This is a genomic window from Flavobacterium soyangense, from assembly GCF_015277675.1.
Lineage (GTDB): Bacteria > Bacteroidota > Bacteroidia > Flavobacteriales > Flavobacteriaceae > Flavobacterium > Flavobacterium soyangense.
In genome coordinates this window covers 65,999-79,694 of sequence record NZ_JADHEC010000007.1, presented here as the reverse complement: position 1 = coordinate 79,694, position 13,696 = coordinate 65,999, and the positions used below count along the sequence as shown (strand labels likewise).

Here is a 13,696-nt window from a genome sequence, read left to right as displayed (position 1 = left end):
ATAATTTTTAACGAATTATATTTAATCCGCTGTCACAAAACCTGTTATTTCTGCGTATTTTATTGTTGTTTTTTTAATGTTTCAGTAATTTTGTTCATTTTCTGAACCTTTTCTTCGAAATCTCCTTTTAAAGTTTTGCGATATTCATTCAGGTTTTCGACCATTGAATTGATATCGTCCGGAATAATTTCTTCGAAAAATTCGCGTAATCTTTTAGCGGTTGTTGGCGATTTTCCGTTGGTTGAAATGGCAATTTTTACATTTCCTTTGGTCACGATCCCGCCTAAATAATAGTCGCACAAGGGTGGTGTATCAGCGATATTACAAATCAAATATCTTTTTCGGGATAAATCATAAACTCGTTTATTGACTTTTAAATCGTCGGTGCAAGCGATAACCATGTGGCGTTTGCGAAGCATCCAGCGATTGAATTTTTTATACGTCAGTTTTACCGAAGGATGTTTTTGCGCTAGTTCTTCTAATTGAGGTAAAAACTTTGGTGCAACTACTTCAACATTGGCGTTTGGACTGGATTTTAACATAAACGAAAGTTTTTCTAAACCCACGTTTCCTCCACCAACAATGAGCACATTGAGTTGGTGGAGTTTTAAAAAAATGGGGTATAATTCGTTCCTATCCATTATTCTCTTGCCCAAACTTTATTGGAGGCAAATTTTTCGTTAAAATTTTTTAACTTATTACTTTCTCGTACAACTTCGCCAATTACAATAATTGCCGGGGAACTCAAACTATTATCTGCGACCACTTTCGTAATTGTATTTATGGTTCCAACACCAATTTTTTCGGTGGGCATCGTTCCGTTTTGAATAATCGCAACCGGAATTTCGCCTTTAGATTCGTTTTGGAATAACGCCACGATTTGTTCGAGTTTGCTCATTCCCATCAAAATCACGACCGTTGCCGATGATTGAGCTGCGAGGGCGACATCTTTAGATAATTCCCTGCTAGAAGTTGTACCTGTAATCACCCAAAAACTTTCGGAAACCCCTCTTTTTGTCAACGAAATACCTTGATTTGCAGGAACGGCAATCGATGAGGAAATTCCCGGAATTACCGCCGTAGGAATCCCGAAACTTTCAATGTATTCGATTTCTTCGCTTCCGCGACCAAAAATAAATGGATCCCCGCCTTTTAGTCGCACCACGTTTCCGTAAGTAAGCGCATTGTCAACAATCAATTGATTGATTTGATCTTGCGAATATTCGTGACAGCCTTTTCTTTTTCCAACAAATAACTTGATGGATTTTTTGGGCGCATAGGCCAATATTTCTTCGTTTGCCAAAGCATCATACAAAACCACATTTGCATCGGCAAGCGCTTTTGCCCCTTTGATGGTAAGCAAATCCGGGTCACCCGGACCAGCACCTACTAAAGTTACTCTTGGTTTTATAATTTTATTCATTTGCTAAATCTTTGGCTCTGTATAATTCTATCGCTTCAAAAAAGGCTGTCGCATCTTGAATGTAAGTCTTAGCAAAGGCTTCCGAAGGTTCATTTTGGTTAATTTGGTAAACCAATTCTCTGAAAGTAGATTTCAATTTGATTTTGTCTGTCGCTGTAAAAACAGTGTCGAACAAATCGATGATTCCTGCGTGATGATTTGTTTTTTCGTTTTCGGCAAGCAATAATGCTTTGGCACCATTTACAAAACCAGCATAAGCAAGGTAAATTGCATCGGACCATTTTTTGTCCTCGAAAGCTTCTTGAGCGAAAGTCATTTTATCTTTGGCTTCTAGTATCAATGTCGTTACTAAATCAATTACAACGCCGGCGCATTCGCCCACACCAATCGCTTTTACATAATTATCGGCATTCCCCCAATCGACAAAATCGGCTTCCGTTAGATTGGTAACGTCCGATAATTCTTTTAATAATTCGAAAAAATATTTCTCCCCTTGGGCATCATAATACTCCAAAAAGGATTGTCCGTTGGCATTCGCCTCGAAATCATTCAAAATAAAACGCAACGCATCCGGACCACGACGACTCGGGATTTTAATTACTTTATCGGCAAATCTACCCGCTCCATTCCCTAAAATCCCTCCGCCCAACAATACTTGAAGTGCCGGAGCCACCAGTTTTCCTGAATTGATTGACATTCCTTGAAAACCAATGTGCGCCATATTGTGTTGTCCGCAAGCATTCATACAGCCGCTAATTTTTATGGCGATTTCTTTGTTATTAAAATATTGTGGATATTCCGTAGCCAAAACTCTTTCCAATTCCGTGGCAATTCCTGTGCTGCTCGCAATACCAAGATTACAAGTATCGGTTCCTGGACAAGCTGTAATATCGGCAGTAGAATTATATCCTAAAGAAACGAAATCTAATTTGGCCAATTCTTGGTAGAAAAAAGCTAAATCTTCTTCTTTTATATGACGGATAAGAATATCTTGTCTGAGGGAAAAACGCAATTCATTAGCTCCAAAATTTTTGATTAATTCTGCTAATAATCTGGCTTTATCGGTATAGAAATCGCCTAATGAAACTTTGATTCCAATGGCTACATAACCGGCTTGCTTTTGTTTAATAACATTCGAATTTTTCCAAACTTCGAAAGCGGCAACATCTTCGATTACCACTTTTGGAGCTACCAATAAAGGTGTTGCAATGGGAGCATCAAATGCCGTTGTGTCGATTTCAACCGTTTGGTAGGACAATGCTTCTTTCTCTTCTTCAACCAATTTCAAAAACGCATCTCTTCCTAAATCTTTGATTAAGAATTTCATACGTGCTTTCAAACGTTTGTTTCTTTCACCAAAACGGTCGAATATTCTTAGAACGCCTTCAGTTGTTGGAATAATTTGATTTACCGGAATAAATTCCGATAATAATTCGGCATGATGCGGCTGCGAACCTAATCCGCCACCCAACATTACTTTAAAACCTCTTTCGCCATTTACAATTTTTGGAATAAATCCTAAATCGTGTAAATAACTCAAAGCCGAATCTTTATCCGATGAGGAGAATGATATTTTGAATTTTCGTCCCATTTCCTGACAAACTGGATTTCTCAAGAAAAACTGGAACAATGCGTGTGCATAAGGCGAAACGTCAAAAGGTTCGTCAACATCAATTCCTGCTGTTTCGCTGGCTGTAATATTTCTGACGGTATTTCCGCAGGCTTCACGAAGTGTGATGTCACTTTTTTCTAATTCGGCCCAAAGTTCAGGAGTTCTGTCCAAACTTACGTAATGAATCTGAATATCCTGACGGGTTGTGATATGTAAACGACCTCTAGAATATTCGTCCGAAACATCTGAAATTCGAACTAATTGCTCACTCGATACTTTACCAAAAGGCAATTTGATACGAATCATTTGAACGCCTTCCTGACGCTGACCATAAACACCACGCGCTAAACGTAAGCTTCGGAAACGTTCGTCATCAATTTTTCCATCGCGGAACAAAGCAATTTTTCTTTCTAAATCGATAATGTCTTTTTGTACAATCGGATCTTCTATTTCGGTTCTAAAACTCTGCATAATTTTTTGTTGTTTTGTTGTTCTTGATTCTTTTTGTCGAAAATATTAGCAATCTAAAACTATTTTATAAACCCAACTCCTGCTGTTGTGTTTGTTGCCACATCTATCAAGATAAAAGCCCCGTTTGATTTATTATGATTATAAGCGTCAAAATACAAAGCTTTGCTTAACTTAATATTGACTTCGCCTATTTCATTAATGTTCAATTGAGTTGCTTCTTTTGTTCCTGAATAATCTGTAGAAATCGTGTTTTTCACACTATCTATTTTAGCCAAAACCCGATTCGTGTTATGCTGAACGATGTATTTTGTTCCTGCAACCAGCTTTTTGCTGTCCATCCAACAAACTGTAGTGTTGATGTCTTTCTCTATTCTTGGAAGTTCTCCTGATTTTACAATCATATCTCCGCGAGTTACGTTGATATCATTTTCCAATTCTAAAACTATTGAAGAGCCAGCTGTGGCTTCGTCAAATTGTTTGTCGAAAAAGTGAATTTTCGAAACTTTCGATTCGGTCAATGAAGGAAGTACTGTTACGGCATCTCCAACTTTAATATTATTTCCGTATAATTTTCCGGCATATCCTCTAAAATCGTGATATTCTTCTGTTTTTGGTCTAATCACTGTTTGAACCGGGAAACGAACTTCTCCTTTTTCGAAAACATCTTTTGGCTCCAAATCTTCTAAATGTTCCAAAACAGTTTGGCCTGTGTACCAAGGCATATTTTCGGATTTGTCCACCACATTTCCACCATTGATGGCACTTAACGGAATGTAACTTACCACTTGTTCTTTGAATGTGCTTTTGGCATTCAATGCTTCAAAATCAGCCTTGATTTTGTTATACACTTCTTCCGAATAATCAACTAAATCCATTTTGTTTACGGCAACAATCACCTCTTTTACACGCAATAAATTATTGATAAAAAAGTGACGGTAGGTTTGCTCAATAACTCCTTTTCGAGCATCAATCAAAATAATGGAAACTTGAGAAGTCGAAGCTCCGGTAACCATATTTCGAGTATATTCAACGTGACCTGGCGTATCGGCAATGATGTAACTTTTCTTAGCTGTCGAAAAATAAATATGGGCTACGTCAATCGTAATTCCTTGTTCACGCTCAGCAACCAAACCATCGGTAGCCAAAGAAAAATCAAGGTAATCGTATCCTTTTTGCTTGCTACTTCTTTCTATTGCTTCAATTTTATCGGTTGTCAACGATTTTGTATCGTATAATAATCTCCCGATTAATGTGCTCTTTCCGTCATCTACACTTCCTGCTGTTGCTATTTTTAAAACTTCCATTCTTGTTTTTGTTTAAATTTTAAAAGTTTAAGGTTTCAAGTCTTCCAAAAACACCCTAAGTAAACTTCTAAATTTGATTTTTTTATTTTAATGTTGAATTTTAAATGTCTAGAACAATTTATAATTCATAACTCATAATTATTTTTTAAAAGTATCCTTGTTGTTTTCTTTTTTCCATTGCGGCTTCAGAACGTTTATCATCTATTCTGGCACCTCTTTCGGAGATTGTTGAAGTCCTGATTTCGCCAACCACTTCTGCAATTGTTGCTGCATAAGAATCAACAGCTGCCGTACAACTCATATCACCTACGGTTCTAAAACGCACGATTCTTTCTTCGATTGCTTCATCTTCTTCTTGGTAAACAAAAGGAGAATGTGACCAAATCATACCATCACGAATAAATACTTTTCTTTTGTGTGAAAAGTATATGGATGGAATTTCAATTTTTTCTTGTTCGATATAACTCCAAACATCTAATTCTGTCCAATTCGAAATTGGGAAAACACGAACGTTTTGTCCATTTTCGATTTTACCATTCAATAAATCAAACAATTCCGGTCGTTGATTTTTTTCGTCCCATTGTCCAAAATCATCACGAACCGAGAAAATACGTTCTTTAGCTCTTGCTTTTTCTTCGTCACGACGAGCGCCACCAATACAAGCATCAAATTTAAATTCTTCGATTGCATCCAAAAGCGTTGTCGTTTGTAACATATTTCGGCTTGAATAACGACCTGTTTCTTCAATTACTTTTCCTTCGTCGATTGAATCCTGAACGTTACGAACGATTAATTCCAATCCTAATTCGGCCACCAATTTGTCTCTAAATTCGATAGTTTCAGGAAAATTGTGACCAGTATCAACGTGTAGCAACGGAAAAGGAATCTTTGCAGGGAAGAAAGCTTTTTGCGCTAAACGTACTAATGTAATCGAATCTTTTCCACCAGAGAAAAGCAAAACTGGTTTGTCGAACTGAGAAATTACTTCTCTGAAAATGTAAATCGCTTCGCTTTCTAAAGCATTTGTTTTTAATATTGAACTCATTGTATTTATTTAAAGATTTAAATGATTGAAAAAATTAAAGATTCCAACAATCATTTATAATTTATAATTATTTTTGGTGCAAGCCACATTCTTTATGGCTAGATTCCCACCACCATCTTCCGGCTCTTATATCTTCGTCAGCATTGATAGCTCTTGTACAAGGCGCACATCCTATACTTACAAATCCTTTTTTGTGAAGCGTGTTTTGTGGCACATTATTATTGTCAATATATTTTTGAACGTCTTCTAAAGTCCATTTCAGCAACGGATTGAATTTTATGATATCAAAATGAGCATCATATTCAAAAAGCGCTAAATCATTTCTATTTTCGGATTGTTCGGCACGTAAACCTGTAATCCAAATTGCATTTCCTTTCAAAGCTTTGGTCAATGGCGCTACTTTTCGAATAAAACAACACTCTTTTCGGTTTTCAACTGAATCGTAAAAACTGTTTGGACCTTTTTCTTCCAATAATTTCTCCACTGCCGAAGCTTCCGGAAAATAGACTTTAATTTCTTTTTTATACTTTTTCAACGTCTTATGAAAAACATCATAGGTTTCCTGAAACAATCGACCTGTATCCAAAGTAAAAATGGTAATCGGCAAATCATTTGTGGCGATTAAAGCCGTAATTACTTGATCTTCCTGTCCGAAAGAAGTTGAAAAAATAGCTTTTCCTTCGTACTCCTTAGCCAAAAAAGCAAGGGTTTCTTCAATCGAGAAACTGGCTGTTTTTTCTAATAATGTATTTACTATTGCCGCGCTCATTATCTTTTAATTTTAAATGTCAAATCTATTACCCTATCGGTTTGGTAGATTAGTCCGCAAAATTACTACTTATTTCTAAATAACAAAACAATATTTGGCTTTTTTGCAATTAATATTTATTTACTAAAGTCTATCAAATCCATAGGATAATAGTAAAATAATTGTACTTTTGCAAAAAAAATTTGATATGGATTTTCAAATAGGCTTAGTAATTGCAGGATTAACGGTTGGTTTTATAGTTGGATTGACAGGTGTAGGAGGCGGATCTTTAATGACTCCCATTTTATTGTGGTTTGGTATTCCCCCAACTACGGCTGTTGGCACTGATTTACTATATGCAGCTTTTACTAAACTAGGCGGTGTTTATGTGCATCATAAAAAAATGAATATTAATTGGACTATCACGGGTTGGCTTTCTTTGGGAAGTGTTCCTGCTGCTTTATTGACTTTGTGGATTCTTCATACCATGAAAACCGACACAACTGCAATGAATGCAATAATAAAATACAGTTTGGGTTGGGCTTTACTTTTTACTTCGGTGGCCGTTTTATTCAAAAAGAAACTCTTGGTGTTCTCGCAAAAACATGCTGGTGATAAATTTCATCGCGAGAGTAAAACCCAGAATTTCTTAACTGTCGCTATTGGCATAATGCTTGGAGCTACTGTAACCCTAACTTCAATTGGAGCGGGCGCTTTAGGAACGGTTACTTTATTTTTCTTGTACCCTCTTTTGCCGACCCCAAAATTAGTTGGAACCGAAATTGCCCATGCTATACCTTTAACTCTTGTTGCCGGATTTGGACATGCGTCAATGGGAAATTTAGATTTTGGTTTATTAGGTCAGTTATTAATGGGATCTCTTCCAGGAATTGTCATTGGAAGTATGTTGAGCGGAAAAGTACCAGACTTGTTCCTTAGAAATGCTATTGCGATAATGCTATTTTTCGTGGGATATAAATTGGTTTTTTAGCCACCAACTATTTCAGTACATCTAAAAAGTACAAACCTCAAATTCGCAAATTATAATTCAATAAAATATTTGAAATTTGCGAATTTTCGGTAAATTTTAAAATGCAATATCGGCCAAAGTGTTATTTTCCAATATCATCAGGGTATTATCACGCACTTCCATCATCAATTTGCGAACGGCACACAAGGATTCATCTGTGCAATCGTCGCATTTTTCATAAAAATTGTGACTGGCGCAAGGCAACAAGGCAATAGGTCCTTCGAGAATGCGATAGACTTTTGCCATATTAATATCTTTGGGTTCTTTGATCAAATAATAACCGCCGCCTTTTCCTTTTTTTGCTCCAAGAAAACCCGAATGGCGCAAGAGCAATAAAATACTTTCGAGAAACTTAATCGAAATATGTTCTGCTTTAGCAATTTCAGCAATAGCAACAGGAGTTTGATCTTTCTGGCGCGCCAAGAAAGTCAAAGCTTTTATTCCGTATTTTGTTTTTTTTGAAAGCATTTAAAAAAGATATAAGATTGAAGATTAACGATTTTTGATTTCAGATTTTAAAGTAATCCGAAATCTACATGTCTTTTATTGTTGCAACAAAAATATACTTTTTGATTTAAGAATAGTGAATGAAGATTAACGATTTTCGATTTACACTAAATCTGCTCCCGAACTTCGGAATAAAAATCTTTACGACAACGCCTGTTCCAAATCAGCAATAACATCTTTCACGGTTTCTAATCCTACTGAAACTCGTACCAAACCATCGGTAATACTTACTGCCAAACGTTCTTCGACAGATAATTTGCTATGAGTTGTTGATGCTGGATGCGTTACAATGGTTCTGGTATCACCCAAATTTGGAGATAGCGAACACAGTTTTATTTTATCCAAAAAGTTTCTGCCCGCTTCAAGACCTCCTTTTATTTCGAAAGCCACAATATTGCCGCCTAACTTCATTTGTTTTTTGGCAATTTCATATTGAGGATGTGATTTTAAGAACGGATATTTCACCCGATTTACGTTGGGATGCTGTTCTAAAAACTCAGCTACTTTCATGGCATTTTCGCAATGTCTGTCTAAACGAATTGCCAAAGTCTCCAAACTTTTTGATAAAACCCACGCATTAAATGGCGATAAAGAAGGACCCGTCAATCGAGAAAACAAATAGATTTTTTGAATCAATTCGGCATCACCAACGGTTATTCCTCCCAAAACTCTACCTTGACCGTCCATTAATTTTGTCGCCGAATGGATAACTAAATCAGCTCCCCATTTTATAGGCTGCTGCAAATAAGGCGTTGCAAAACAGTTGTCGATTATTAAAATTAAATTGTGTTTTTTGGCAATTGCTCCTAACAATTCCAAATCAATAATATCTATTGCTGGATTCGTAGGCGATTCCGCAAAAAGAATTTTAGTGTTTGGTTTGATAAAACTCTCGATAGTTTCCGGTTTATCAATGTCAAAATACGAAGTTTCAATTCCCCATTTTGGAAAATAATTGATAAACAAAGAGTGTGTCGCTCCAAAAACGCTTCCTGCCGAAACGATATGATCACCCGAATTTAACAAAGCCGCCAAGGTTGAATATACCGCCGCCATTCCTGAGGCGAATGCAAAGCCAGCAGATGCGCCTTCCATTTGGCAAACTTTATCCACAAATTCGTTAGTGTTTGGATTGCTGTATCGACTATAAATATTGCGCTCTTTCTCTTCGGCAAATGAGGCACGCATATCTTCGGCATCTTCAAATACAAAACTAGAAGTCAAGTACAAAGGTACTGAGTGTTCGAGATATTGAGTGCGTTCTAATTGATTGCGTATGGCATTGGTTTCAAAACCAAATTCTTGTTCGTTCATTCTATTTTTTTTAAAGTTTAAGGATGATGAATTTAGATTTTCGCTAATTCCATTCCGTTCAAAACTACTTTATAATGTATAGTTGCTGTTGGTTCCAATGTTTTAGAAACTGAACAGTATTTTTCGAAAGAAAGTTGGGCTGCTTTTGCGGCTTTATCTTCTTTAATATTTCCTTCCAAAAAGAAAACCACATAAATATCTTTGAATGGTTTTGCTTCGCCAACTTGAACGCGCTCGCCTTCAACCTCAGCTTTAAAAGAAGTAATTTCTTGTCTCTGTTTTTTTAAAATCGAAATCATATCGATTCCGCTACAGCCCGCAACGCCCATTAATAGCAATTCCATTGGACTTGGTCCCATATCATTACCTCCAAAATCAGGTCTGGCATCTACATTTACAATATGACCACGTTCGTTTTTCAATTCGAAGTGGAAGTTTTCGTTTACTCTGTTTAATGTTATTTTCATTGTTTTATTTATCTCCCGTTTCTATATTAATATTCCCGTTTAAATAATTCTTAATTATACTTTCAGCTTGTTCAAAATCTGATTCATCAACTTGTAACTTTACAGGATTTAAACCTCCCGAAGTGACAACCCAAGGCTCAATACTTGACATATATTCATTTTGGATAAATACTGAAATTTCTTTTTCTTCCAATAAATTTCTAACATTCATAGCCTCGAAATACGGGCCATTAAAGACTACTGTCATAACTATTACATGTGTTTTTGTTAAAATTTGAAATCAAAAAACGTTAATCTACAATCCTAATTCTTCTTTCCCCTCTTTGGGGGTTAGGGGGCTACCCTTTCTCTGACAATCTCAAAATATCCCCAAAAACTCCTCTCGCTGTCACTGCGGAACCTGCGCCGGCTCCTTGAATTACGATGGGTCTGTCGCCATACGATTCTGTGTAAACTTCAAAGAAAGAATCAGAACCTTTCAATCCGCCCAGCGCCGTATCCGAAGGTACGGAAACTAATTTAACTTCAAGGTTTCCTTTGTCATTTTGTAAATCTCCGGACAACTCTCCAATGTATCTCAAAACATGATTTGGTTCTTGTTCGGATTTTATTTTGTCATAAATTAGGTCGAATTCCTTTAATTTATGCAAGAAATCGGAAACATTTCCTTCTCGCAAATGTTCCGGAATCAGGTTTTGAATGCTGATTTCTTCAAATTCATTTTGCAAGTCTAATTCTCTCGCCAAAATCAATAATTTTCTGCCCACATCGTTTCCGCATAAATCTTCTCTTGGATCTGGTTCCGTATAACCATTATCGATAGCTTCTTTCAAAACTTCGCTAAAAGGAACATCTTTTGCCGAGAAATTATTAAATAAATAACTCAATGTTCCGGAAAAAACTCCTTTGATTTTGGTGATATTTTCGCCTGAAAGATGTAATAATTTTATGGTGTCAATTAATGGCAAACCTGCGCCCACATTGGTTTCATATAAATAAGACTTTTGGTTTTCCGCCAAAACTTTTCGCAAGTCTTTGTAAAATTTATAACTCAAGGTATTCGCCACCTTATTGGAAGAAATCAAGTCAAAACTACTTTCGGCCAATGTAACATAATTCTCCACAAACGTAGCACTTGCCGTATTGTCAATGGCAATTAAGTTCTCTAAATTATTCGCAGTGGCATAATCGATAACATCATCAATTGTGTACGAAAACCCATTGTTTTGAATCTCGTTTTTCCAATTTTGTGAAACTCCGTTTTTATTCAAAAGCAAGTTCTTGGAATTGGCAATCGCAAAAACATTCAACTTTATATCTTTTCTCTTTTCAATTGCTGAAGCCGATTCCAAAATTTGGTTAATCAAAGTTCCACCAACTAATCCGTGACCGAAAACGGCAATATTTATTTTCTTCGAAACTCCAAAAATCTCACCGTGAATAACATTTAACGCCTTGTTCAATTGTGATTTTTTGACCACCAAACTCACGTTTTTTCCCGTTACCGTATTGTTGAAAAGAATCGGAATGACTTTGTTTTTAATCAAAGCCGTGTACGGTTTATGAAAAGTGCTCAAATCCTGACCAATAATCGAAATCACCGAAACATCATCCGTAATCGAGATTTTGTTGACGTCTTTAGAATAGAAATCATTTTCGAATTCTTTCTCCAATTCAATCATCGCTTTTGTGGCTTGATTTGAATTTACAACTAGACCAATTCCTCGTTCAGAAGAACCTTGAGAAATGATGCTCACGCTAATATCATTGTCACCCATCACTCTAAAAATTCGAGCATCAACACCAGTTTTTCCTAACAATCCTCTTCCTTCTAAGTTGACCAAGGCCACATTTTCAAGAACCGAAAGTGTTTTAATTCCTTCTTTATTTGATTTTGAAGTGATTAATGTTCCTTGATTTTCATGGTTGAATGTGTTTAAAATTCGCAACGGAATATTTTTTTCCAAAAGTGGAATAATCGTTTTGGCATGCAAAATGGTTGCTCCAAAATTCGCTATTTCATTTGCTTCATTAAACGACAAACGATCAATTTTCTTGGCATCAGGAACTAAATCAGGGTTTGCTGTGTAAATTCCGTCAACGTGTGAATAGTTTTGAAGCTCTTCGGCGTCGAGATAATTTGCAATCAGGGAAGCGGTATAATTACTGCCATTCCTGCCTAAAGTCGTGGTGTCGTTATTGTTGTTAGAGCCAATAAAACCGGTAATTATATTAATGGCATCGCTATTTTTTTTGAAATATTGAACAACATTTTTTCTGGAAATTTGTTCCAATGGCTGGGCATCGCCAAAATGAGAATCCGTTTTTATCAACTCTCTTGAATCAGTAAAATGAGCGGCAATTCCCTTTTCTTGCAAAACTGCGGTTATTAATTTTGCCGCGAGCAATTCGCCTTGAGCCAATACTTGGTCTTTAATTTTTTCGCTATAATCGCCAATCAGACTTACCCCTTCAAAAAGTTTGTCCAAAATTGCGAACTCTTCCGATAAATCGACGTTGGTATAAATGTCCTGCTGATAGGTTTTGAAACTTTCTAATAAGGGCTTATAATTGCCGTTTTTAGCAGCAATGGTCAAAATATCTTCTAATTCATCCGTAGCATTTCCTCTTGCCGAAACGACAACAGCTATATTTTCGTTTTTACTTTTTTTATCGATAATAATATCCAAAACTTTATTTATTCCTTCTCCGTTAGCCAATGATTTTCCGCCAAATTTTAATATCTTCATTTTATTTTTTTTATTTTTAAAAACAACATCCAGTAAATTGTTTAATTGATCGTATTCCATTAAAAAAGCATCGTGTCCGTGCTGTGAATCAATTTCGCTATAGAAAACATTTTGTTTGAATTTTTTAATTTCTTGGTAGGTTTCCTTGTTTTCATTTGCCGTAAAAAACAAATCCGAATTGATTCCGATGATATAAATATTGGCATCGACTTCTGTAATTATTTTTTCAAAAGAAGTTCTGCCTCTAGTAATATCAATGGTTTTAAGCAATTGATTCATCATTTTATACGCCGAAAGCTGAAACCTCTTTTGCAGTTTTTCTCCATGATGATTAAGCCAGCTTTCCACTTGAAACGACTCAAAAGAATCAGTTGACGTTCTTTGGAATTTTTCTTTGAAAGATTCCGGTGTTCGATAGCACAACATTGCGTGAATGCGAGCATCTTCAATAGGTTTCGAAGAATTGTTCAAGATTTTTTCTTGCAGATAACAATTGGCAATCAACCAATCTGTAGATTTCCAATCGGAAGCAATCGGAATAAAATTATGCGTTAATTTAGGTTCTAAAGCGACCATTTCCCAGGCAATTCCGCCGCCTACAGAACCACCAATAATAGCGAATATTTCTCTGATTTTCAGAAATCGAATTCCTTCAATAAAAAGTCTGGCTATATCTCGTGCATTAAAATCCAGGTATTTATCAATGTAAGTCTTGTCGTAACCATTTCCCGGGACGTTAAAAGATAATATGGTGTATTTATTAGTATCGATTGTTTTGTTTTCGCCAATGAGACTATTCCACCAACCGGTTGAACCAATAACTTGGGAGTTTCCCGTCAAGGCGTGATTTACCAAAACAATAGGAGCGGTATTCAATGGTTGACCAAAAGCCTGAAAACTTAAGTTTAAGGTTGCATAAAATGCGCCACTTTCGGTGGTGAAATTTTGTAAAGTAATAGATGTTGGTTTATTTTCCAATTTTCAAATCTTTTATGATTTTTTGATTTGTGTCTGGAAATATTAGA

Annotated in this window: 12 protein-coding genes; 1 reads left to right on the top strand and 11 read right to left on the bottom strand. The window is 36.1% G+C overall.

The window, feature by feature from the left end:
* Window positions 1–59 precede the first annotated feature (59 nt).
* From IR213_RS04990 to IR213_RS04965, 6 genes are all read right to left on the bottom strand, one after another.
* The gene (locus tag IR213_RS04990; RefSeq protein WP_194311214.1) at window positions 60–641 is read right to left on the bottom strand and encodes a precorrin-2 dehydrogenase/sirohydrochlorin ferrochelatase family protein; all 582 of its coding nucleotides are present in this window, start codon (window positions 639–641) and stop codon (window positions 60–62) included.
* Window positions 641–1,423, bottom strand: a complete 783-nt coding sequence (cobA, locus tag IR213_RS04985) for a uroporphyrinogen-III C-methyltransferase (RefSeq protein ID WP_194311213.1) — start codon at window positions 1,421–1,423, stop codon at window positions 641–643. The genes IR213_RS04990 and cobA overlap by 1 nt, the downstream gene beginning before the upstream one ends.
* A complete protein-coding gene (locus IR213_RS04980) occupies window positions 1,416–3,506 on the bottom strand; it encodes a HEPN domain-containing protein (RefSeq protein WP_194311212.1) in 2,091 nt (696 codons plus the stop codon). The genes cobA and IR213_RS04980 overlap by 8 nt, the downstream gene beginning before the upstream one ends.
* A gap of 59 nt (window positions 3,507–3,565) precedes the next feature.
* On the bottom strand, window positions 3,566–4,810 hold the full coding sequence (locus IR213_RS04975; protein WP_194311211.1) for a sulfate adenylyltransferase subunit 1: 1,245 nt from the start codon (window positions 4,808–4,810) through the stop codon (window positions 3,566–3,568).
* A gap of 145 nt (window positions 4,811–4,955) precedes the next feature.
* Window positions 4,956–5,855 (bottom strand): sulfate adenylyltransferase subunit CysD, encoded by a 900-nt coding sequence (gene cysD, locus IR213_RS04970; RefSeq protein WP_194311210.1) that lies wholly within the window; start codon window positions 5,853–5,855, stop codon window positions 4,956–4,958.
* A gap of 67 nt (window positions 5,856–5,922) precedes the next feature.
* Window positions 5,923–6,624 (bottom strand): phosphoadenylyl-sulfate reductase, encoded by a 702-nt coding sequence (locus tag IR213_RS04965; protein ID WP_194311209.1) that lies wholly within the window; start codon window positions 6,622–6,624, stop codon window positions 5,923–5,925.
* Between the two features lie 187 nt (window positions 6,625–6,811).
* On the opposite strand from IR213_RS04965, the gene IR213_RS04960 reads away from it, so the two are divergent.
* Window positions 6,812–7,594 carry a sulfite exporter TauE/SafE family protein gene (locus IR213_RS04960; RefSeq protein ID WP_194311208.1) on the top strand — a complete coding sequence of 261 codons (783 nt, stop codon included), beginning with the start codon at window positions 6,812–6,814 and terminating at the stop codon, window positions 7,592–7,594.
* 96 nt (window positions 7,595–7,690) lie between these two features.
* Here the strand turns inward: IR213_RS04960 and IR213_RS04955 are convergent, their stop codons facing one another.
* The 5 genes from IR213_RS04955 to thrA all read right to left on the bottom strand — a co-directional run bounded on the left by IR213_RS04955 (window position 7,691) and on the right by thrA (window position 13,649).
* Complete coding sequence (locus IR213_RS04955; RefSeq protein ID WP_194311207.1) at window positions 7,691–8,101, bottom strand: RrF2 family transcriptional regulator; 411 nt, start codon at window positions 8,099–8,101, stop codon at window positions 7,691–7,693.
* A 180-nt stretch (window positions 8,102–8,281) separates the two neighbouring features.
* Window positions 8,282–9,454 (bottom strand): trans-sulfuration enzyme family protein, encoded by a 1,173-nt coding sequence (locus IR213_RS04950; RefSeq protein WP_194311206.1) that lies wholly within the window; start codon window positions 9,452–9,454, stop codon window positions 8,282–8,284.
* 32 nt (window positions 9,455–9,486) lie between these two features.
* Window positions 9,487–9,921, bottom strand: coding sequence for an OsmC family protein (locus IR213_RS04945; protein ID WP_194311205.1), 435 nt, complete (start codon window positions 9,919–9,921; stop codon window positions 9,487–9,489).
* Window positions 9,922–9,925: 4 nt separating this feature from the next.
* Window positions 9,926–10,168: a putative signal transducing protein gene (locus IR213_RS04940; protein ID WP_194311204.1), complete on the bottom strand. Its 243-nt coding sequence runs from the start codon at window positions 10,166–10,168 to the stop codon at window positions 9,926–9,928.
* A gap of 91 nt (window positions 10,169–10,259) precedes the next feature.
* Window positions 10,260–13,649, bottom strand: coding sequence for a bifunctional aspartate kinase/homoserine dehydrogenase I (thrA, locus tag IR213_RS04935; protein WP_194311203.1), 3,390 nt, complete (start codon window positions 13,647–13,649; stop codon window positions 10,260–10,262).
* Window positions 13,650–13,696: the final 47 nt, after the last annotated feature.